This window comes from Nitrosomonas supralitoralis (assembly GCF_003011925.2).
Lineage (GTDB): Bacteria > Pseudomonadota > Gammaproteobacteria > Burkholderiales > Nitrosomonadaceae > Nitrosomonas > Nitrosomonas supralitoralis.
This window is the reverse complement of sequence record NZ_PXXU01000012.1, coordinates 45,362-67,403: the sequence shown is the minus strand read 5'-3', so window position 1 is coordinate 67,403 and position 22,042 is coordinate 45,362. Positions and strand designations below refer to the sequence as shown.

The 22,042-nt window shown below is 44.8% G+C and carries 20 protein-coding genes and 1 riboswitch; of the genes, 13 read left to right on the top strand and 7 right to left on the bottom strand.

Features of this window, described 5'->3' with window-relative positions:
• Positions 1 to 8: 8 nt before the first annotated feature.
• Positions 9 to 644 (top strand): urease accessory protein UreG, encoded by a 636-nt coding sequence (gene ureG / locus C7H79_RS05890; RefSeq protein WP_106706365.1) that lies wholly within the window; start codon positions 9 to 11, stop codon positions 642 to 644.
• Positions 645 to 752: 108 nt separating this feature from the next.
• Positions 753 to 1,742 carry an urea transporter gene (gene yut, locus C7H79_RS05885; RefSeq protein WP_106706364.1) on the top strand — a complete coding sequence of 330 codons (990 nt, stop codon included), beginning with the start codon at positions 753 to 755 and terminating at the stop codon, positions 1,740 to 1,742.
• Between the two features lie 77 nt (positions 1,743 to 1,819).
• Here yut and nikR read toward each other — a convergent pair whose 3' ends face one another.
• Both nikR and C7H79_RS05875 read right to left on the bottom strand, forming a co-directional pair.
• Positions 1,820 to 2,281, bottom strand: coding sequence for a nickel-responsive transcriptional regulator NikR (nikR, locus tag C7H79_RS05880; RefSeq protein ID WP_106706363.1), 462 nt, complete (start codon positions 2,279 to 2,281; stop codon positions 1,820 to 1,822).
• 82 nt (positions 2,282 to 2,363) lie between these two features.
• Entirely contained in the window at positions 2,364 to 4,442 is a 2,079-nt protein-coding gene (locus C7H79_RS05875; RefSeq protein ID WP_106706362.1) for a TonB-dependent receptor, read from the bottom strand.
• A 131-nt stretch (positions 4,443 to 4,573) separates the two neighbouring features.
• On the opposite strand from C7H79_RS05875, the gene C7H79_RS05870 reads away from it, so the two are divergent.
• From C7H79_RS05870 to C7H79_RS05860, 3 genes are read left to right on the top strand one after another with little or no spacing between them, the layout of a single operon-like run.
• Positions 4,574 to 5,542, top strand: coding sequence for a metal ABC transporter substrate-binding protein (locus C7H79_RS05870; protein ID WP_106706361.1), 969 nt, complete (start codon positions 4,574 to 4,576; stop codon positions 5,540 to 5,542).
• The gene (locus tag C7H79_RS05865; RefSeq protein ID WP_106706360.1) at positions 5,520 to 6,329 is read left to right on the top strand and encodes a metal ABC transporter ATP-binding protein; all 810 of its coding nucleotides are present in this window, start codon (positions 5,520 to 5,522) and stop codon (positions 6,327 to 6,329) included. Before C7H79_RS05870 ends, C7H79_RS05865 begins: the two co-directional genes overlap by 23 nt.
• Positions 6,330 to 6,338: 9 nt before the next feature.
• A complete protein-coding gene (locus C7H79_RS05860) occupies positions 6,339 to 7,172 on the top strand; it encodes a metal ABC transporter permease (protein ID WP_106706359.1) in 834 nt (277 codons plus the stop codon).
• A gap of 87 nt (positions 7,173 to 7,259) precedes the next feature.
• Here the strand turns inward: C7H79_RS05860 and C7H79_RS05855 are convergent, their stop codons facing one another.
• The 5 genes from C7H79_RS05855 to C7H79_RS05835 form a co-directional block, all read right to left on the bottom strand.
• Entirely contained in the window at positions 7,260 to 7,958 is a 699-nt protein-coding gene (locus C7H79_RS05855) for an SDR family oxidoreductase (protein WP_106706358.1), read from the bottom strand.
• A 249-nt stretch (positions 7,959 to 8,207) separates the two neighbouring features.
• Entirely contained in the window at positions 8,208 to 8,624 is a 417-nt protein-coding gene (locus C7H79_RS05850; protein WP_172592368.1) for a cupin domain-containing protein, read from the bottom strand.
• Between the two features lie 234 nt (positions 8,625 to 8,858).
• The gene (locus C7H79_RS05845; RefSeq protein WP_106706356.1) at positions 8,859 to 10,190 is read right to left on the bottom strand and encodes a DUF2254 domain-containing protein; all 1,332 of its coding nucleotides are present in this window, start codon (positions 10,188 to 10,190) and stop codon (positions 8,859 to 8,861) included.
• Between the two features lie 447 nt (positions 10,191 to 10,637).
• Positions 10,638 to 11,687: a catalase family protein gene (locus C7H79_RS05840; RefSeq protein WP_106706355.1), complete on the bottom strand. Its 1,050-nt coding sequence runs from the start codon at positions 11,685 to 11,687 to the stop codon at positions 10,638 to 10,640.
• A 149-nt stretch (positions 11,688 to 11,836) separates the two neighbouring features.
• Positions 11,837 to 12,151: a BON domain-containing protein gene (locus C7H79_RS05835; RefSeq protein ID WP_106706354.1), complete on the bottom strand. Its 315-nt coding sequence runs from the start codon at positions 12,149 to 12,151 to the stop codon at positions 11,837 to 11,839.
• 763 nt (positions 12,152 to 12,914) lie between these two features.
• On the opposite strand from C7H79_RS05835, the gene C7H79_RS05830 reads away from it, so the two are divergent.
• From C7H79_RS05830 to C7H79_RS05795, 8 genes are all read left to right on the top strand, one after another.
• Positions 12,915 to 14,936: a CopD family protein gene (locus tag C7H79_RS05830; RefSeq protein WP_106706353.1), complete on the top strand. Its 2,022-nt coding sequence runs from the start codon at positions 12,915 to 12,917 to the stop codon at positions 14,934 to 14,936.
• Positions 14,937 to 14,957: 21 nt separating this feature from the next.
• Positions 14,958 to 15,551, top strand: a complete 594-nt coding sequence (locus C7H79_RS05825) for a hypothetical protein (protein ID WP_106706352.1) — start codon at positions 14,958 to 14,960, stop codon at positions 15,549 to 15,551.
• 280 nt (positions 15,552 to 15,831) lie between these two features.
• A riboswitch (glycine riboswitch) is annotated at positions 15,832 to 15,933 on the top strand.
• Positions 15,934 to 15,976: 43 nt separating this feature from the next.
• Positions 15,977 to 17,068 carry a glycine cleavage system aminomethyltransferase GcvT gene (gene gcvT / locus C7H79_RS05820; protein ID WP_106706351.1) on the top strand — a complete coding sequence of 364 codons (1,092 nt, stop codon included), beginning with the start codon at positions 15,977 to 15,979 and terminating at the stop codon, positions 17,066 to 17,068.
• Between the two features lie 50 nt (positions 17,069 to 17,118).
• A complete protein-coding gene (gene gcvH, locus C7H79_RS05815) occupies positions 17,119 to 17,508 on the top strand; it encodes a glycine cleavage system protein GcvH (protein ID WP_106706350.1) in 390 nt (129 codons plus the stop codon).
• A 75-nt stretch (positions 17,509 to 17,583) separates the two neighbouring features.
• Complete coding sequence (gene gcvPA, locus C7H79_RS05810; RefSeq protein WP_106706349.1) at positions 17,584 to 18,936, top strand: aminomethyl-transferring glycine dehydrogenase subunit GcvPA; 1,353 nt, start codon at positions 17,584 to 17,586, stop codon at positions 18,934 to 18,936.
• 57 nt (positions 18,937 to 18,993) lie between these two features.
• Positions 18,994 to 19,491, top strand: a complete 498-nt coding sequence (gene tpx, locus C7H79_RS05805) for a thiol peroxidase (RefSeq protein ID WP_172592367.1) — start codon at positions 18,994 to 18,996, stop codon at positions 19,489 to 19,491.
• Between the two features lie 24 nt (positions 19,492 to 19,515).
• The gene (gene gcvPB, locus C7H79_RS05800; RefSeq protein ID WP_106706347.1) at positions 19,516 to 20,967 is read left to right on the top strand and encodes an aminomethyl-transferring glycine dehydrogenase subunit GcvPB; all 1,452 of its coding nucleotides are present in this window, start codon (positions 19,516 to 19,518) and stop codon (positions 20,965 to 20,967) included.
• Between the two features lie 41 nt (positions 20,968 to 21,008).
• Positions 21,009 to 21,944 (top strand): carbohydrate kinase family protein, encoded by a 936-nt coding sequence (locus C7H79_RS05795; RefSeq protein WP_106706346.1) that lies wholly within the window; start codon positions 21,009 to 21,011, stop codon positions 21,942 to 21,944.
• The last annotated feature ends 98 nt before the right edge of the window (positions 21,945 to 22,042 follow it).

Sequence of the window (22,042 nt, the reverse complement as noted above, 5' to 3'; positions counted from 1 at the left end):
TAATACACGTGAATAAACAATCAAACCCGCTTCGAGTGGGTATCGGCGGTCCGGTAGGATCAGGAAAAACGGCCTTATGTGAGGCGCTGAGCAAAAAAATGCGCGATCGTTACGAAATGGCGGTTATTACGAACGATATCTATACTAAGGAAGATATGGAGATTTTATTACGCGCCAATGCACTGCCCCCAGAACGCTTGATGGGTGTGGAGACGGGGGGGTGTCCGCATACAGCCATCAGAGAAGACGCGTCCATTAATCTGGAGGCCATTGCGCGTATGACGGCCGATTTTCCCAATCTTGACCTTATTCTGGTTGAATCCGGGGGCGACAATCTGGCGTCCACCTTCAGTCCCGAACTTTCCGATCTAACCATTTATGTCATTGACGTCGCAGCTGGCGAGAAAATACCGCGCAAGGGCGGCCCTGGCATTACACGTTCAGCACTGCTGGTCATCAACAAGATTGATCTTGCTCCTTATGTTGGAGCAAATCTGGAAGTGATGGCGCGAGATGCAAAAAAAATGCGAGGCGAACGTCCATTTGTGTTTAGCAACTTGCAAACTGGTGAAGGTGTGGATCAAATTGTTGAATTTATTGTTAAGCAAGGATTGCTGGAAGAAGTGAAACAACGCGCAGGTTGATACATGCCCATGCGCAATCTAGGTTTTTACCCTGCCTGAATGATTAATTAGATTGTATTGATAGTTACTGTAGTTGCTTTTCCACATAAACTTTAGGAGCTAATTATCATGGATTGGTCTTTATCAATTGACAAGGCAATACCCAAACCTTTGCGTGTAATCTTCAGAGGCGCAGGGCAAGTATTTTTCTGTTGCAATGCGGTCACTGGTCTTATTTTCCTAATTGCCTTATATGTCGGTGGGATTACTGCAGGACTGGCTGCGACTGTGGGAGTTATCAGCAGTACTGTCACCGCTTATTTATTAGGGTTTTCAGATGATGATATTGATGCTGGACTATACGGTTTTAATGGCACTCTGGTAGGTCCCTGTTTATTTTTGTTTCTGGAGAACACACCGCAACTCTGGTTGTTTGTGGTACTTGCATCGATGTTATCTACAGTTGTAATGGCTGCTTTGATGCGCATTCTACAGCCCTATAACATTCCGGTTTCTACGTCACCGTTTGTCCTTACCTGTTGGATGTTTATGGTCGCCGTATATTCATTCGATGGATTCTCACGCGGCCCGGTACTGCCAGCACAGGGTATACCTGTCGAAATCGTAGCCGATTCTGTGGCTTCAACCAGTGCCTGGTTTGCTACCTTCACTCAAGATGTCACTGTTGCCTGGTATACAGCAATCACCAAGGGTGTTGCTGAAGTAATGTTCGCGGATAGCATCATCGTCGGTATTTTATTTCTGGTTGGTATTGCAATTACATCGCTGCGTGGCGCATTCATGGCATTATCAGGAGCAATCGTGGGTGTTGTTGTGCCAATCCTGCTAGGAGCCGATCAGACGCTGATCGAAATGGGGCTCTACGCATTTAACCCTGTGCTGACGATGATGGCAGTCGGCTGGGTTTTTCTAAAACCCTCTACCGGTAGCGCACTACTCGCTTTACTTGCGGGCATCCTGACGGTCATCTGTCAGGCTGGCCTGGCTAATTTCCTTGCGCCGATTGGCTTGCCGACGCTTACATTTCCTTTTGTTCTGGTCATGTGGATGTTTTTATTTGCTGCTAGCCGATCCAGATATTGGGGAAATTCTAACTGATATTAGCTGTTCTTTGAGATGAAGCCCCGTTGAATGATGGGGCTTTTTATTGATAGCCAATAGAGCGTTAGAGATCATCAAGTGAGTGGACTACAATGCGTATGGGGAACCGCAGAATGAGGATGGAGCTCTTGTGATAGTTCGATCGGCACAATATGCAACTTGCCATGACGCACGCCGTTGGTGGCAATCACTTGATTGGCGAAACGCCTGACATCTTGAATTGTGCCGCGAAGAATGGTGATTTCGAGACAATTATCATGATCCATATGAACATGCATACTGGATAAAGATAAATCATGATGATGATGGTGCGCGGAAGTGACTTGACTGGCGAGGTCTCTTTGGTGGTGATTATAAATATAGCTGAGTGTCGCAATACAATGACCTTTGTTATCTTTTTCCAGCCGTGTGGTTTCTAGATAGTCTCGAATGAGATCGCGAATAGCTTCTGAGCGATTATCGTAACCACGTGCATGGGAAACTTTATCAAATTGCTCAAAGAGCTGGTTATCCATCGAAATAGTAAAGCGTTCCATAAAGACTCCTCGTGAATTATCACTGAAAATTAATCATCTAAATAAAACTATAAATCTGCACAGATTAAATTAATTGCATCGATTAAAAATTCGCCACTAAATTAACACGAATCGAGCGACTTTCTATCGGATGAAAATGTAAGTCACGCACGCCGGCGAGGGGTTCACCCGGAAGTCTCGAAGTATAATAATAATCTATTGCATGTGCTTGAGTATTGAGCAGATTAAATCCTTGTATGGCCACTCGCACCTTGTTGCCGATCTTATAACCAATTTGGCCATTGAGCGTGATGGTGTGGTTGGACTGTACGCTATTATCTTCGATCAATGAACGTTTCCCGAAATAGCGAAACTGCAGACTGCCAAATAATGGGCCGATATTATCCACCGCGACGGCTAATTTTCCTACGCCTCGTATCGCCCCGGGTATTTGATTGCCGCTCGGATCAGCATCGCTGAAACGTGCACGCGCCAATGCGTAATCCAGAGCGACCGTCAACCAATCCGTCGGCATGTAAAACAATGAAGCCTCAAATCCTTCTCGCTTACTCGGACGACTGGCCTTAGTCGTTCCGGCATCCCCTACAAATAACAATTCTGAATCAAAATCCAGCCGGAATGCGGCAAAAGAAGCCTGCAAACCTGGAATGATAGCGGTACGAAGTCCAACTTCATAACCCGTTGAACGCACGAGGGGATTGACCTGGTTAATGGGGTCTCTTGTTTTTGGATCAACAGTAGAAGTCGCTCCCCGTGCGTCATTGCTATGAAATCCGCTACCATAATTAAAATAAAGTTCAGTTTGAGCCCAAGGCCCAAAAATCAGACTGAGTTTGGGATTGGTCATACTATCGTAGCGATTCCCCGAATTAGCTTTGATATTGCTTTCAACATCTAACCAGTAGTAATCTGTGCGTACGCCAGCAACGCTGCGGAATTTTTCCAGCCACTGGATGCTGTTCTGATAATAAATCCCTACGCTATTCTGGTTGATATGATCTTTGCGAGTAGTCGATAAGATTTGACGTTCCTTTGTGCTGAGTAATCCATTGTCGATGACATCATTCTGAAATTGAACACCCACCATATTCTCGATCTCGATTCCACTGATTTTGTTGGTCCAAAGATGATTTGCATTCATCGCTGATTGGAAACGTTTATCAAACTGGGAGAATTGATCTCCATTTGCGGGATCAGCGAGAAAATAAGTGAAATTTGAGAATAATGCCAAATTACTATGCAGCGTATACAGATTTAGCTGAGTGATGCCATAACGACTGATATGCTGTAGTGCACTGGAGAGACTAAAACGATGAGATTCGCCACCATCGCTCGGATCAATGGCACCCAGTCGTGGGACAAAACCGGTGGCGACGCCTCTTTGCGGAATTTGATCGGTTGAATTCCAGTTCCCACCGTACCCCATTGCCGTTACGTTAAATTTAGTCGACCCACTATCCTGGCTATATCGTAGTACCGCGTTAAATTTCTTGAAATCCTCATGTTTAACCCATGGCCCATCTTTTGTCAGTAGTTCCAACGCATACAATATATTACCCGTGCCTACTTCATGTGATTTAGCCAGCAATCCCCGCATAAAGCCCTGCTGTCCAAGTCCATAGCTGGCAATGCCTTGCGGTAATTTGTCAACGTAGCTCATACTGACAGCACCTGCTGAGGAAAAGTCGCCTTGATTGGCGTAATAAGGCCCTTTTAAGTACAGTACATTGCCTGTCAATTCAGGAATGATAAAGTTAGTATCCGCCCAGCCTTGCCCGTGGCCATGTGAGCGTTGATTGACCAGCATTCCATCTACAGAAATTCGTAAATCCGTGCCGTGGTCCAGATTAAAGCCACGCAAAAAGTATTGATTGGCTTTACCTTCACCGCTATGCTGGGTAACAATTAATCCCGGTACTGTTTCCAGTAATTCTCCCGGGCGATAAACGGTGCGAGAATCAAGCTGCTGTTTAAGAACAGTGCCTTCATTGGCGGAATTTGCAGTACCGATTAACTCTCGTGCATTGGCACGTATAACCATTTCCTTCAGGGTTGGAACGCCAGCCGCATGGACCAATAATGGCATCCAACCCAATGATATCACACAGCTATTTTTAATCAGCCACTGTAACGTAGTAGCCAGCTTAGATAATTTCTGCACATTTTCCCTTTCCCAAGTTTCGTGTGATTTATTAGTTCAAAGCTGTATAGTTCATATTTTAATAGAAAAAGTATGATAGATTGTAATTTTTTTCTGACAAAAAATAGTAAAAACTGAGGAGATATTCTATTATGAGGATTCCAACCTTCAGAATTACAAGATTATTTTTATGCTTACTGCTACTACTCTTTCAAAATCCTATACTCGCAGCAGATGCTGATAAGAAAACTGAAATTGTTACAACCGTATCGCCAATCACGAATATGGTGCAAAATATTGGTGGAAAACATATCAAAGTAACCGGAATCGTGCCGGATGGAACCGATTCTCATACATTTGAACCCATTCCTTCTGATATAAAAATATTACAAGCAGCCGACATGATTATTGTGAATGGCCTTGATCTGGAATTGCCGACATTAAACCTGGCGAAAAAAGTAAAAAGGCCTGGAACGGAAATTTTACAATTGGGAAATCTCACTCTCAAAGAATCGGACTGGCGGTATGATTTTAGTTTCCCACGTGAGCACGGACACCCTAATCCTCATTTATGGCTGAATATTGAATTGGTAATGCGTTATGCAGAAATAATCAAAGACAATTTAATTAAGCTTGATGCGAAGAATAAGGCGAGCTACCATGAAAATACTGAAACGTATTTGGCTAAACTCAAGAAGTTGGATCAGGCAATTTTCAAATGTGTGGAATCGATTCCTGAAAATAATCGTAAGTTAGTCACGTATCATGATTCTTTTGCCTATTTTGCACCTCGTTACGGCATGACAGTAATCGCAGCTGTGCAACCCTCTGATTTTTCCGAACCGGGTCCCCAGGAAGTCATCAGCATTATTAAGCAAATTAGGGAAACAAGTGTGCCTGCAATCTTCGGCTCAGAAGTTTTTCCCAGCAAAGTGATGGAACAAATTGCACGCGAAGCTAAAGTGAAATTTGTTGACCAGTTGTCCGATGATGAACTGCCTGATCCCCCCAATAACTCTTTCATTGGTATGATGGCCAGAAACATGAACATCATGACCGAAGCACTCGGAGGGCGATCAAATTGTATGGCAAATATCGATGCAAGCAATATCTCTTTCTGATTCATTCAGTACTCCTGCTGTAAGACTGTCCAGTGTCACTGCTCGTTACGAACAAAATGAGGTATTTGGCAATCTTTCTTTGGAAATTGCTGCTGGCCAGTTTGCTGGAATTGTCGGACCCACTGCCAGCGGTAAATCGACGCTGCTGAAAATTATTCTAGGAATCCACTCTGCGAGTGCAGGGCAGGTAGAGCTGTACAACCATCCGGTCAATAAGGTACGGCCAGGTACGATTGGCTATGTACCACAACTAGGCAGTGTTGATTGGAATTTTCCGGTAACTGTGGAAGAAGTGATTTCTATGGGACTCTACACCAATGGGCGTATATGGCCCTGGCTGAGTAAACAGGAGCGGGCTTGCATTCAGGATCTTGCCTGTCGATTGGGAGTAAATGATTGTTTGCAACATCACATCAGCGATATATCAGGTGGTCAACGACAACGCGCATTTTTGGCACGCGCCTTGATCAACAACCCCAAGCTTCTGATTCTTGATGAGCCAACTTCGGGTGTGGATATCAAAACTCAGCATGAGGTTCTGCATTTATTGGGCGATTTCAATAAAGAAGGCATCACCATTTTATTAACTACCCATGATTTAAATGCGGTGGCCTCTCATTTGCCTTGGGTTATTTGTTTTAATCGTGGAATTATTGCCCAAGGTCGGCCACATACTATCTTTACCAATGAAATCCTGACTAAAACCTATGGGGGTGATATTGTCATTGTTAAATATGAAGGACATCTCCTGATTGCTAACAGCACTCCTCTAAAATTTATTGATTGAAACTCTCTGATGGAATTTCTGCTTGAACCGCTTGGCTATGAATTTTTCCGCCATGCTTTACTTGCCGCGTTCATGGTGGGGGCATCAGGTGGTCTAATCGGGGTGTACGTAGTGTTACGCGGCATGAGTTATGTGGGTCACGGATTGTCCCATGCGGCAATTGGCGGAGCAGTGATCGGCATTACCCTGAATCTGAATTTTTATGCGGGCGCATGCGCGATGGGATTACTCGCCGCATTGATCATCAATAAAATTACTAAAAACAACAAAATCAAACTGGATGCTGCGATCGGGATTGTAACCACGGCCATGTTCGCTTTGGGTGTGGCCATCGTCAGCAAGATGCGTAACTTTAAACAAAACTTCGAAGCTGCCTTGTTTGGCAATATTCTTGGAATTACTGAGCACGATTTGATGATCATCGGACTGGTAGCCTTCTTTACACTGATTACCATGTTCATCACGTACCGTACATTACTTTTCTCCACATTTGATATTGAAGCGGCTCGTGTATTTGGTATTAAAACCGAAACTGTGCAATTGCTTTTTTCATTATTGCTCACATTTTCAGTCATTGCTTCCCTGAATGTCATCGGCGTTACCATGGTCGCTGCCACACTCATTGCACCAGCCATGACCGCGAGAATGCTGACGGATCGTTTTAGCAGTATGGTTATTTATTCAACCATCATTGGTGCGACGACTGGCGTAATTGGTATGTATTTAAGTTATATTTTTAATGTTGCTTCGGGTACAACCATTGTGTTGTTTAACGTATTGGTATTTGGCTTGTCGATGCTGGTGAAACCCCTGCGTAATTACTATCGATCCCGACCATATTGAATTAGCACAGATGGTCAGTTTTTAGTTAGATTCAACATGAAGGGTAGTGCAAGGTGTGGAGCGAGAAGTGTCTATCGGAATCTGTATTCACCAAGGCACCATCTGACCGTCAAAGGCATAAAACTTTCCGGAGTCTTCGAATTTTAAGTTGCTGATAACGCGGCGCATACCGGTGACGCTTTGCTCGGTTGAGATTAGCCCATTCGGGCCACCCATATCGGTTCTTACCCAACCGGGATGCAATAGTACAGTTGTGATTTGCTTGGAGCTTAAGTCTATGGATAAGCTTTTCATCACGATATTGACGCCCGCTTTGCTGGAACGGTAGATGTAACTGCCACCGCCCCGGTTATCTGCAATACTGCCCATTTTACTGGTAAGGGTGATGATGGTTTTCAGGCTGCTGCGGGCAATTGGCTGCAGAAATGCTTCTGCCATTTTTAGGGGTGCCATGGTGTTCACTGCAAAGGTATGAGCCCATGCGTCGTAATCTGTCATTCTAAAAGCGTCACCCGATTTTGAAGGGTATACACCGGCATTATTGATCAACAAATCGATTGTTCCATGGGCTAACGTTTGTGCCAGTTGTTCAATTTGCGAATGGTTGGCGACATCCAACGGGTAAATGCTGATTTGGTCTGGATATTGTGCAGCTAAACGGTTCAGTGCATTGGCCGACAACGGATTACGGCAGCAGGCAATGACACGCCACTTATCCAAAGCATATTGACGCACAAATTCAAATCCTATGCCACGATTGGTACCTGTGATGAGTACTGTTTTCATGTTCTTCGCCTAAGTATGAGAACTTTTTGTCTTAATGATATCGCTATTCAATATATTTGGCAGCACGTTCAAAATGTCTTCCAGACAATCTCATTGCGATGCCATATGATATCTCGGCAGATGTTTCAATTCTTAATGGTTTCACCGTTACCGGAGCTTCAATTTCAAGGAATTGAAGCATGATGCATTATTTGTTGGACGATTTTGGAATTTCTTGATCCTAATTGCTTGGGTTTATTTAAAATCTGACTACTTGATTTGCATTTCGACAACCCTGGATCCACCTATGATACGTCGAATTTCCGCGAGCTCTTCAGATGTTAACGGCTTGTCGGGTTGAGATGCTGTTCTTTTCTGAATTGCTCTAAATTCTTCGACCAGCTCGGGACTATCCATGAAGAAAACGACTACTAATGGCAATGAATTCTTCAAATTCTCAATTTTGTGAGCTATACCCGCGGGCACAAATATTACATCGCCCGCACTAATTTCTTTGATAGTAGAGCCGAGAGTTGCCAAGCCATCCCCAGAAACGACATAAAATAATTCATCTCCTTGGTCATGTATATGCAATCCAGTGGTGCCCCCCTTTTGAAAAGTCTGTTCAACTAAGATTGAATTAGCCGTTCCAGTTGATGGAGATGCTTTGATAACCATTCCATTCATTACCGCTTCGCCTTCACCTGCTTTTAAGACAAATCCATCAGCACCGTATACAGCACTGAAGGAAAAGCAAAATAGAAAGGTAAATATGCATATAGTGAAGATCTTTCTCATTGGTGTCTCTCAGAATCCGCAAGTATTAAAAATCATAGATGACAAGTTTTGCATTGCTGTGCTTGTCATTTTTAAAAGACTAATGAGTGATACCATGAGCTATTAAGCAATGCTGTCATACCATCAATAATCATGAGGTACATCAATGGATAAATCTCGGGAATTCTTCGAAGATGCATCCGTCTTTGCAAAAGTAGCGGCATTACGCACGACCGCTAAATCTTGCGCCAAATTCATTGCGAGTCGTGCACGTTCCAAAGCCAGCCGTCCGTGATGTTTGGCAGCTTCCTTCATTGGCGCATCGCCAATCAAAGCCAGGGATTGAAGCGCCTTTTGCAGCCGAACCATTACCTCCACCATGCCGGCGCCGTCACGAGCGATTCCCGTGAAGGCGTCATCGAACATGTCTCGCACTAAGATCTGAGGCACTTCCACGCGACTATACTTGGGAGCAGTTTTATCTTCGCTCTCACTTTTTGGAGACTCATTCCACAAAACAAAGAGCCGAACCAAGGTTCCGATAATATTAATAGCTGTACCTGGATCATTGACCGCGGGTGACAACGCGCGGCAGGCAATCTCCGACAAGACCACAAGGCCGAATCGCGGATCTTCGTCGAATAATCGGTCATTGCCGATTTGAAACGACTGAACCACCTGCTCGCAGTCACTCGCCGGTATTTCCCCTGAGCGGGTTCTTATGTATGCCAAGGCCCGACCGGGAGCTGCAAATGTGCCTGGCAAAGCTGCAATCTCGACCCCGCCGTCAGTCTTTTCCGCCCATGCCTGAAGTGCAGCAAAATCGATGTGTTGCACGTAACCTACACTTGGCGCGAATATCGCCCATCCATGGGCTTGTGACACTATCGGTATTCCGTGCAGAGTTGGCGTTTGCTTGCGTTGCAGCAAAGCTCTGACGGTTGCTTGCTCAACCTTGGTGATGGTCGTTCCAACGCGACCAAGACGAGCGATGCTGTCCACCCAGCGCACCAGCGTCAGAATCACAACGCCAAACGCTATTGATGTGAGAACAAAGAGTGTAAAACGTCCTGCCGCCCCAAAATAACCATTCTTCATCGCCGTCAACGCTACGATGCTGTAAATAAAGGCGCCAATGAATGTCGATAGCGCATTTTGTGATCCATCATCACTGATAACCAGACTGAAAGCACGCGGTGTTGCAGAATTGCTTGCCGAGGCATAGGCTGACACCATGGAGGTCACTGCGAAAGTGGCAATGACCAGCATGCTTGCGGCCATAATGGAAAGCATGGTTTCAACAGGTTCGGGTTTAATTGCAGGAAGGATTGATCCCAGCTCAGTGCCGTCTGCGAGTTTGGCGGCGAGAGCTGCAGAGATCGACAGCAGGCAAGCCAGCAACGGCTTCACCCAGAGGCGTTCATGCAATCGATTGATCAGAAATCTGAGTTGGTTTGGCGAAATAATAGATGGCATCTTGTGCTCCCTTGTGCAGTTGACGACGTCGTAGCTAAACCCGATATTTTTAGATTTGAATTCACATGCAAATAAATTCATTATAACGCCGAAAGCCTTCGTGTTTTGTAAGTTGTTTAGTGCTGTACAATTTCAGTATTTACTCGTCAATTGCGCCAAAGCAATCTTGCCCGATCAATTTTCTGAATATTACGAAAATAGAGATTTATCTGGAATTTTATCATTCCGAATCAACTGGAGATTAGTGGTTAGGCGTGCGTATGCATACGGACAGACTTGTCGTAAGCATGGATGTTTCTGTTATGAGTCCGAGACATGACTTGTGTCATTTTAATCGCAAAGATTTGACATCTCTATGGTTTTGAGCTGATCAAGCACGCTTATATTGCTTTGTGTCGTGTCGAAAAACGAAACCTATCCTAATCAGTCCTTAACAATCTATACCGGCTAAAAACCAGTCGGCTCATGTCGTTCGATACCATTGAGTTCATGGCGAACACGCGAAGAAGTTTCGTACACTGCTTTTCGCACTCGATTAATTCCTCCCAGCGGTTGATGATCAAGCACGGCGTGCCAGGGAGTGAAAGATAGATCTTCGCAGAATTTCTGTTGTTCGGGCGTATCGAACGTTTGTGCTGGAATGGTGATTTTTGCTACAGGAATAAAGGAGGAATCTTGTTCGTTCCATTCGATGGTGGGGTCTTCGATGGGCATTTCTAATGGTTTGGTACGTAATTGCACCATGAAATCAAAACATGCATCATTGTCGCTCAGTTGTTTTTGCATATTGCTACGCAAAAAATTAGGAGAAGTGGTCTCGGCAGATGAAGAATGAATGGCCTTGGCGCAAGGACGTGCAGAAAATTTTATGGCAGTATCACCCATGCGGTAAGGCGTTGTGCTCCAATACTGAGTATCCAGCGGATTGTCAACTTTCCTGCTGCGGATTGCGATGGCAATCGCAAGTTCCTGTAGGCGGAAATTCAATGGATTAAAACCAGGGAAAAAGAATTTGTAAGCGGCATCCTGCGCAACTGTTTTTTGAAATTCAATATAATCTGCTGCATTTTTAACGAAAAATACCGGATGGTTGATCATCACGAAATCTTGTGTGCCGGATTGGCTGGATTTAACACCCATGAGTTTAATGGCCATTCCACGACCATCGCCGATCGAATCATCCTGCACTTTCCCGGAGGCATTGGAATAACGGATCCAGGCAGGATACTTGCGTGCTTCAGCGAAGATTCCAACGCTTAGCGCATCAGGTAGAGTGAGGATACTGAATTCCGCTTTCACACAGCCATGAGCTTTAAAGTGGACATCCCGGTGAGCAGAGCCATTATTCTTGGCTTCAGTTCGAATAGTTTCCTCAACGATCTGTGAGATCTGTTGTATCGCTAATGCTTCATTCTTAGGTACCAGCTCATTATTCAAGGCACTTATTGGCATAGAAAGTAGCAGAACCAGGAACAAAAATATTCCTTTGATTAACATTGCAATGTGCCTCCTGAATAGACACAGAAGCAATCGTGAATGATTGTATTCATTCACGAATGACTTGCTATGTTGTCATTACATTATTGAAATAATAGCGTCATTAGTAACTTAGGCATCAGTGAAAACTATGGTAAAAGCTTTGCGTCTTATTTGAGATGCAGGCTGTTTTTCACAGACTTAACGCCGCCAACACTTCGCGCTACTTCCACTGCTTTGTTAATACTGGCTGAGGAACTTACAAATCCGCTTAATTGAACGACGCCTTTGAAAGTTTCTACATTGATTTCAGTAGCTTTCAGCGTTGGTTCATTCAGTATGGCGGCTTTTACTTTAGCGGTAATGACGGTGTCATCGAAATATTCACCCGTTCCCTCGCGACTCTGCGTTGATGCGCATCCCATGGCGGTTACCAAGGTGAAAGCCAAAAAAGAAGCAAAAAATAATTTCATAAAATATTTCATGATCAAATCTCCTATTAATTGTTATTAAATAACTATCCTTCCATTCATACTACATCAATAGCAATTATCATAATATACTGATATTCGTCATGGGCTGACAGCTTCAATGCCTTTTTTAAACACTCTGCAAACTTGGCAAAGATTCCCCGATTCCTTAATTGGGTTAATATATTAATCTGCCAACCAATTGCAGTCTGCGCGGTAGCGTACATTAGAAGCAAAATAAATCGTTTCTATTTCTTTAAGTCAAGGTTTTTGCTCTGAATTGAATGAGAGAGTCTGGTTCCAAAAATCAGCGGTGACAAGCCTTACTTGTTATCTCTCAGCTTTTTCTACAATCTAACTAGCAATAGCACAATACAAGCAAAATTCGCCTGCTAAATTTATCATTGTTTTCTTTGTGTAATCATCAATTTGATACAGCAAGTCGATTATCCACTGCTGCTCTGTTTGTGTATCATAATCGTGGCATTATTCAGACAATTGCTGCGGTGTGACACACTATTCGTAAGAGGAATTTGTGATGTTCCAATCTCAGTTCAGTGACATATTCTGGTCAAAGCTCTTGCGAAACGTAATAAAAGCGCTTTCTGCTAAAGCGCCCAATGAGCAGACTTGAATATCCTTGAACTCGGGGTAGAATGTTTAAACAATTTTTTCTCAACTCAGAATCTTCGGTTACCGGCTGGCCGACTTGTTCCTGTTACAAACTATTTCGCTGGTATTATTATCACAATAATCTGAATGTTCCTATTGTAAAGCCATGATTGAAACCTTTGCTGCATTAGCACGGTGGTCACAGTTGACTGCCAATTTAATCTTATTTGGAAGTTGTGTTTTTCTGGTAATTATTGGTCAACAGAAAACATTAGTTGAAGCCACGTGGATTGCTCGACTGGAAAAATGTTTTCCATGGATGGCTGGTGTCGTTTTGCTTGGGTTGATTGGCATTCTGTCCACCACGACGGGTGAAGCAACAGGAGTTGCTGCTAACGTATGGAACCCATCAGCCTGGATGGAAATCGTGCTGAAAACACAGATTGGTTATATTTGGGTGGCTCGTACGCTACTGGCAAGCGTATTATTGATTTTTATTCTTTATTTCAGACGTGGTAAGCGGGAGCGATGGCATTATTTTTTATGGGCTGTTGCCGCTTCGCTGCCTTTGGTAGCGGGTACGCTGATGAGCCATTCCAGTGCGGATGAGATGTCATTTGCTGCGATTGCTCCGTATGCGTTGCATATATTGCTGGCAGGTGCTTGGTTCGGCGCGTTACCGGCTGTTCTTTTTATTTTATACAGCAATCACAAGGAATCCGATAAAGCGCAGAGTTTGACAACTGCAAATTATCTGAAAAAATTCTCTGCTGCTGCATTGCCTGTGATACTGTTACTAGCCATAAGCGGTCTGATTGTGACCGATCGCCTGGTTGAAACTTTTTATCATACCCTGGTTGCCAGTACTTACGGTTGGTTGTTACTCGCCAAGTTGAGTGTTTTGGCGATCATTCTGGTGATTGCATATCAAGCACGATATCGATGGCTTCCCATGCTTTCTAAGAATGATTCTGAACTAAATAATCGCAGTGCCAAACATTTAAAACATTGGATCGGTATCGAATTCTTTTTGGCATTATTGCTGGTGCTGCTTGCAACCGTTTTGGCCAATACGCTGCCTGCCAAGCATACGATGATTGAAAACTGGCCTTATCCGTTTCGTTTTTCGATCAACGCAACGTGGGATGAGCCGTATGTGCAGGAAATGGTATGGTCTGGGTTTGGGTTGTTTTTCATTGCATTGGGTACTATTTGGCTGGGTAAAAAGAATCACTGGAGCAGGATGGTTAAGATTTTAGTGCCAGGTTTGCTGGGCATTAGTTCGATGGCGATTGCTTTGCCGCCTTTGGCCATTAAAGCTTATCCAGAGACTTATCTGAAATCGACGGTTCCTTTTGATGCGATTTCCATTGCTAATGGTTCCAAGCTGTTTGCAGAAAATTGCGCTAACTGTCATGGTCCGCAAGGCAAAGGCACACAGCCTGTTGCTGATCTCGACGCACGTGACCCTACCGATCTATTGACGCAGCAACATACGGCAAAATATACCGTAGGTAACGTTTTTCATCTGCTAACGCATGGTATCCCGGGAACGCAGATGCCGGGTTATGCAACAACTTTATCCGAAGATGATCGCTGGGATTTGATTAATTTTCTCCATGCATTGTCGCGTGGTTTTGATGCGCGCTTATTGGGAAGCATGATTTTACCTCAGATGCCTGTCATCGCATCGCCGGTGTTTAATTATTCAGCGGATGATGGTTCTAGTGGCAATTTAAAAGATTTTCGTTTACAAAAGAATGTGTTGTTAGTGTTGTTTTCATGGCCCCAATCGAAAGATCGTTTTTTTCAATTGGCTGCCTCTTATGACAGAATCAAGGCGCTTGATACCGAGATTCTGGCGGTTCCAATTCATGACCTGAAGCAATCGGATTTGGAGCAAGTTGCTGAAATTGCAAATTTCCCTGTGATTGTAGAAGGCTGGTCAGAGATCAAAGATACTTATTGGCTCTACCGGCGGGTTAGAGCCGTTCCAGATTTGTCGGGCAAAGGGATGTTTCCTGGACACATGGAATTTATTACCGATCGTTTCGGCTACTTGCGTGCGCGATGGGTGGTTCAATTCGAGGGATTCGGTTGGCAAAATCTGGATGCTTTGACACTGCAATTGAAGCAGCTTAATCAGGAAGATGAAATCATGCCACCGCCAGGTGAACATGCGCATTAATGTTTTTACAAGGAGCCTAAGATGAACGATATGAAATGGAAAAATTTAAGGCAGGGTTGTTTTATTCGAAGCTTCATGTTGTTTTGGATTGCCGCGTTATTATGTATTGCGGCATCGCACGGATGGGCTGGCGGTTCGGAAAAGCAAACTTTAGAAACGGTTGAAATTGAGGGGATTTCAATTAATACGCCACTGGAAAAGATTGCGGGCATTCTACAGGCGCGAGATTACACGCAACTTAAGGAATCGCTGTATACAAAGCAGGAGTATGCGGATAAAGGACGGAGTACCATTTCTCGTGTGGAAATCGATGAAAGTCCGGCATTTCGTCAAATCACCTACTATCGAGGCATGAGTGGCGGGCGGATCAAAAGCCCCACATCGCGTGATGCGCCGATACCTGAGTCCGATCTCGATATGGCACAACAACTTTATCGTTTAGTTTGTACGAATGTTTCAGAAGCGCTGAAAGATGAAAGAGCTTGCGACCCTCTTACTCTGGCCAATGTCAGATTCGGTCATGGACAATGGGTTCAAATAGACGAGCATTTTGCAGCTATATTGATCGCATCGGATTCGAATGCTACTATTGGAGTAAGATTTGCAAGAGACTGATATCAAATAATTATTGTATCTTTTGAATGGATGTGGTGCATTTTTTATTGTTCCCCTCAATTCATTTACTTACTTCGAGTAATGGTTTGGCATTAATCCACAACAAAATTTATTTGAATGGCTTGTATAAAACACTGTTACTAGAGTATAGTTCGCACTCAGCCATTTGAAGTCCAAGCAGGAGAGCGCGCTAATTATATTGAAGCGCCGCCGAAGGCGTAACCCCCCCGGAATCGCTCAGGCATGGTCAAGTCAGACTTGTTCCTTAAGAACCGCTTGTGACGGGCAATCTGGAGAGCGCCAAAAAATTATCGTTGGCCACCGAAGGGGCACACAGATGCTATCTGTAAATCTCTCAGGTAAAAAGGACAGAGGGGTACGAAGTCATCTGAGATGACTTTTTTTTATTTCCGGGAGAATAATCCGTGCTGAAAATGACACCCCTTAATCAAACCCATCGCGAAATGAATGCCAAAATGGTGGATTTTGGTGGCTGGGATATGCCATTGCATTATGGCTCACAGTTAGACGAACACCACAAAGTCCGCCAGGATGCGGGTATGTTTGATGTCTCACATATGTTGTCAGTTGACATTAAAGGCGATAATGTGCGCGATTTTTTACGTCGACTGGTGGCAAACAATGTTGATAAATTGACGCTTCCTGGTAAGGCGTTATATTCCTGCATGCTGACTCCGCAAGCAGGAATCATTGATGACCTGATCATTTATTTTCTGTCCGAGACCTGGTTCCGTATCGTGGTCAATGCTGGCACAGCCGATAAAGATGTCGCCTGGATGCTCAAAAAACGTGATGAACTAGCGCCCAAATTAGAGATTACACCAAGACGCGAACTTGCCATGATTGCCGTGCAAGGCCCGAATGCCCGCACCAGAGTCTGGCAAATCATCCCAGGTTCCCAATCAGCAACCGAAGAATTAAAGCAATTTCAATCCGCAGTAGTTGATCAATATTTCATTGCGCGTACGGGCTATACCGGCGAGGATGGCTTTGAGATCATTCTGCCCGCTGCGGATGCGCCAGTATTCTGGAAAGCGTTGCATGCTGCCGGTGTCGCTCCTGCCGGATTGGGAGCACGTGATACGTTACGCCTGGAAGCCGGCATGAATTTATACGGTCAGGATATGGATGAAACCAAGAACCCGCTGGAATCGGGTCTGGCTTGGACGGTCGATCTGAAAAGCGAACGAGATTTCGTTGGCAAACAAGCATTGTTGAGTACTGCCGTGACACAACAGCTGGTTGGGTTGGTATTGGTTGATCGTGGAGTGCTGCGAGGCCATCAGCAGGTTGTCGGACAGAAAGACGGCATTGAATACCTGGGTGAGATTACCAGTGGGGGATTCTCGCCTACCATGAATCAATCAATTGCTCTGGCACGCATACCGGTGCAAATAACTATCGGTGATGAAGTCGATGTCGTGGTGCGCGATAAAAAGCTGCGTGCCAAAGTGGTAAAATATCCCTTCGTGCGAAATGGCAAAGTATTGGTTTAACTAACAATTAATTAGAAAATATTACATTACCTTAATCTGGAGTGAAAACAATGAATATTCCAACAAATTTAAAATATAGCAAATCTCATGAATGGGTGAAACCTGAAGCTGACGGCACTGTGACTGTTGGTATTAGCCATCATGCACAGGAATTACTTGGGGATATGGTGTTTATTGAATTGCCAGAAGTAGGGCGGGTCCTTAAACAAAAAGAAGAATGTGCAGTTGCAGAATCAGTTAAAGCAGCTGCAGATGTGTATTCGCCCATTTCAGGTGAAGTCACTGCGGTGAATTCTCCATTGATCGACGAACCGGGAAAAATAAACGAAGATGCCTATTCTGCCTGGCTGTTTAAATTAAAACCGAGCAATACGGCAGAACTGGATGGATTACTGGATGCAGCTGCTTATACCGACTTGGTTGAGCACGAAGATCACTAAAATCATCCTGGAATCGAAATGTGTTTTTGTTCGACTATTTTAATGCCTTATTTCTTAAAGTTTTTTAGATAAATCATGCCGTTTATTCCACATACCAAAGAAGATGTTGCCGAAATGCTTGCTAGCATTGGTGCGAAAACAATTGAAGAGCTTTTTGATGAAATTCCAAAAGAATTAATCAGCGGCGAGCTAACAGGCGTTCCTCCCGGACTCAGCGAGATGGAAATCTCTCGACTGATGATGGAGCGTGCCACCCAGGATGGGTTTTATCAAAACTTCATTGGAGCGGGCGCTTATGAGCATCACATACCCGCTGCGGTGTGGCAAATTACCACGCGCGGTGAGTTTTATTCTTCCTATACACCTTACCAGGCGGAAGCCAGTCAGGGAACCCTGCAGTTATTGTATGAATATCAATCGATGATGGCTTCACTGACCGGCATGGATGTCTCTAACGCCAGCATGTATGACGGTGCTACTGCTTTGGCTGAGGCCGCTTTGATGGCGGTTCGTTCACATAAAACGTCACGCCGCATTTTGATTCCTAAAACTGTGCATCCGGTATATCGGCAAGTGGTTCGTGCTATTGTCAGTAATCAAAAGATTGAAGTGATTGAAATGCCGTTTAATACGCAATCTGGGCAAATTGATCCGAAATCGTTATCCGATTTTGCCAGTGAAGACTTTGCCGCATTGGTGATCCCGCAACCCAATTTCTTTGGGGTATTGGAACAAGTTGATGCATTGACCGATTGGGCGCACAGTAAAAATGCTTTTGCTATCGGTGTCGTCAATCCAACCGCACTGGCATTACTGACTCCTCCGGGAGAGTGGGGTAGCAAAGGTGCCGATATTGCTGTCGGTGAAGGTCAGCCACTTGGAATACCATTGTCCAGCGGTGGCCCGTACTTTGGATTTATGGCCTGCAAGAACGAATTAGTGCGCCAGATGCCGGGGCGTATCATTGGCCGTACTACGGATTTGGATGGCAAAGAAGGGTTTGTGTTGACTTTACAAGCGCGCGAACAACATATCCGTCGCTCCAAAGCAACATCCAATATTTGTACTAATCAAGGATTGATGGTGACTGCCGCCACTATTTTTATGTCATTAATAGGACCGGAAGGATTGCGCAGGGTGGCAGCACAATCTCACGCCAATACGTTGGAATTGGTCGATCAACTGGGGAAAATTGATGGCGTAAAAAGAGCTTTCAGTGGGCCCATATTTCACGAAGCTGCACTAGTATTGTCCCAACCTGTTGCAGATGTTCTGAACAAATTGAAGCAGAGAGGCATCCTGGGAGGATACAATCTGCACGGACATTATCCCGAATTGGGTAATGCTCTACTCGTTTGTGCGACGGAAACCAAGATTGACTCGGATTTGCAGAATTATGCTGCTGCCATGCAACAAGCACTTGGCTAATTAGTTCCGCTTTACTAAGAACCTATTACTTTTCAACTTTATCGTTAAGGAAAAATTATGGTTACTCTCAAAGGAAACCCCATCAAAATTGAAGGTACTTTCCCCAAGGTCGGTCAAAAAGCGCCGCCTTTTTCATTAGTCAATCGAGATCTGCAGGATACTACATTGGCTGATTTTGCCGGTAAAAAGAAAGTTTTGAACATTGTGCCCAGTCTGGATACGCCGGTATGCGCGATTTCGACACGCAAGTTCAATCAGCAAGCGAGCAATATGGACAATACCGTAGTATTGATCATTGCCGCTGATCTGCCTTTTGCCATGAGTCGATTCACCGATGCCGAAGGGTTGGACAAAGTGATTACACTGTCGACCATGCGCGGTGCCAATTTCATGAAGGATTACGGTGTTTTGATCGCCGATAGCCCATTCGGAGGTATTACAGCACGTGCGGTAATTGTGTTGGACGAATCTGACAAAGTAATTTATGTCGAACTGGTTCCGGAAATTGCGGACGAACCTAATTATGAAGCAGCCTTGGCTGCCTTAAAGCAATAAATTGAGATTGTGAACCCATAGACCATGTTGATATTTGAACACTCGCGCCCAGGGCGTCTTAATTATTCCCAATCACCGGCAAAACCGGCAAGTAAGACTGCGATTCCGGAGAATCTGCTGCGCAAATCGAAAGTGCTTCTACCGGAAGTTTCCGAGATGGATACGGTACGTCATTTCACCCGTTTATCGCAAAAGAATTTCTCGATTGACACCGAATTCTACCCACTGGGTTCTTGCACGATGAAATACAATCCGCGTGCGTGTAACTCGTTAGCCATGTTACCGCAGTTTATATCCCGGCATCCGCTGGCACCGGAAGATACCGGGCAGGGTTATCTTGCTTGCATGTATGAATTGCAGGAAATTCTGAAATCAGTCACAGGTATGGCTGGCGTCAGTCTGACGCCGATGGCGGGTGCGCAAGGAGAGTTGATCGGTGTCATGATGATTCGCGCCTATCACGAATCGCGCGGCGATTTTGACCGTACCGAAATTATCGTACCCGATGCGGCGCATGGCACTAATCCGGCGACAGCCGTAATGTGCGGCTTCAAAGTGGTGGAGATTGCCACCGATAAAGATGGAAATGTCGATCTGGCCGCACTGAAAGCTGCCGTTGGACCTAAAACGGCCGGATTGATGCTGACCAATCCATCTACATTAGGCGTGTTCGAAAAAAATGTCGCTGAAATGAGTCGTGTGGTGCATAAAGCCGGAGGATTGCTGTATTACGACGGTGCTAACTTGAATGCGGTATTGGGTAAAGTGAAACCTGGCGATATGGGATTTGATGTGATTCATATCAATCTCCACAAAACCTTTTCGACTCCACATGGCGGTGGTGGCCCAGGTTCTGCGCCGGTAGGAGTGGCCGAACGCTTGTTGCCTTTTATGCCGATTCCAATTGTTGCCAAGGAAGGCGATTCCTATCGCTGGGTGACTGAGAAAGACAAACCGCAATCCATTGGCCGGCTATCCGCACACATGGGAAATGCCGGGGTGTTGCTTCGGGCGTATATTTATGTTCGCTTGCTGGGATTGGATGGCATGCATCGTATTTCCGAGTTCGCAACACTGAATGCTAATTATTTGATGGCAGAGTTGCGCAAAGCAGGATTTGAAATTGCTTACCCTAATCGTCGTGCCAGTCATGAATTCATTGTTACGCTGAAAGATATCAAGGATAAAACCGGCGTAACCGCTATGAATCTGGCCAAACGCTTGCTCGATAAAGGATATCATGCGCCGACAACGTATTTTCCGCTGCTGGTGCCCGAATGCTTATTGATTGAACCAGCCGAGACAGAATCTAAAGAGACACTGGATGCTTTTGTCACATCGATGAAAGAAATTTTGCATGAAATCGAGTCGCAACCTGATATGGTGAAAGGTGCGCCGCATACCATGCCGGTGCGTAAATTGGATGATGTCAAGGCTGCGCGTGAGCCCGATTTAGCCTGGAAACCGGATGCTTGATTCAATAATTCGGCATTGTTAATCGAAGTGGAAACCGAATAATGCGCACATTGATATGTGGTTCTATCGCGTACGATAGTATTATGGTTTTCCGTGATCGTTTTAAGGATCATATTCTGCCGGAAAAAATTCACGTGTTGAATGTTGCATTTCTGGTACCTGAAATGCGTCGCGAATTCGGCGGTTGTGCTGGTAATATTGCATACAACCTAAAGATGCTGGACGGGAACCCCGTCATGATGGCCACCGTAGGGGATGATTATGCGCCATATGCAGCGCGTTTTGAGCAATTAAGTCTGACTCAGGAGCACGTGCTGCATGTTGCGGGTACCTTTACTGCGCAAGCTTTCATCACTACTGACCTGGATGATAATCAGATCACCGCATTTCATCCCGGTGCAATGAACTTCTCTCATCTCAATTCGGTGCAAGAATGCCGCGATATTCGGTTAGGCATTATTGCGCCAGACGGACGCGATGGCATGTTGCAACACGCCCGTGAATTTCACGAAGCCGGTATTCCGTTTGTTTTTGATCCAGGGCAGGGGCTACCGATGTATAACGGGGAAGAACTGCTCGATTTCATCGATAAAGCCGATTACATTGTCGTCAACGATTATGAAGGCCAGATGTTGCAAGACCGTACAGGAATCAATCTTGAGTCTTTGGCGAGCAAAGCCAAGGCACTGATCATCACTCTGGGAGCGCAAGGCTCCGTTATTTACGCTGATGGCAAGAAATTTGAAATTCCCAGCGTTAAACCGAAGGAAATCGTTGATCCAACCGGTTGCGGCGATGCCTATCGCGCTGGGTTGTTGTACGGCATCTCTAATAACCTGGATTGGCAAACCACCGGGCAATTGGGTTCCCTCATGGGTTCGTTAAAAATCTCCCAGCGCGGCGGGCAAAATCACCAATTTTCTCGTGATGAGATCGATCAGTATTATTTTGAGTATTTTGGTGTCCGAATTTTCTAAAAAGACTGAGTTTCTCCAACGACGCGAATCAAATAACGAGAGTCATTTTCAGCATATTCGCAATTATTGCAAGATAAGTTCCATCCATTTTTAAATTG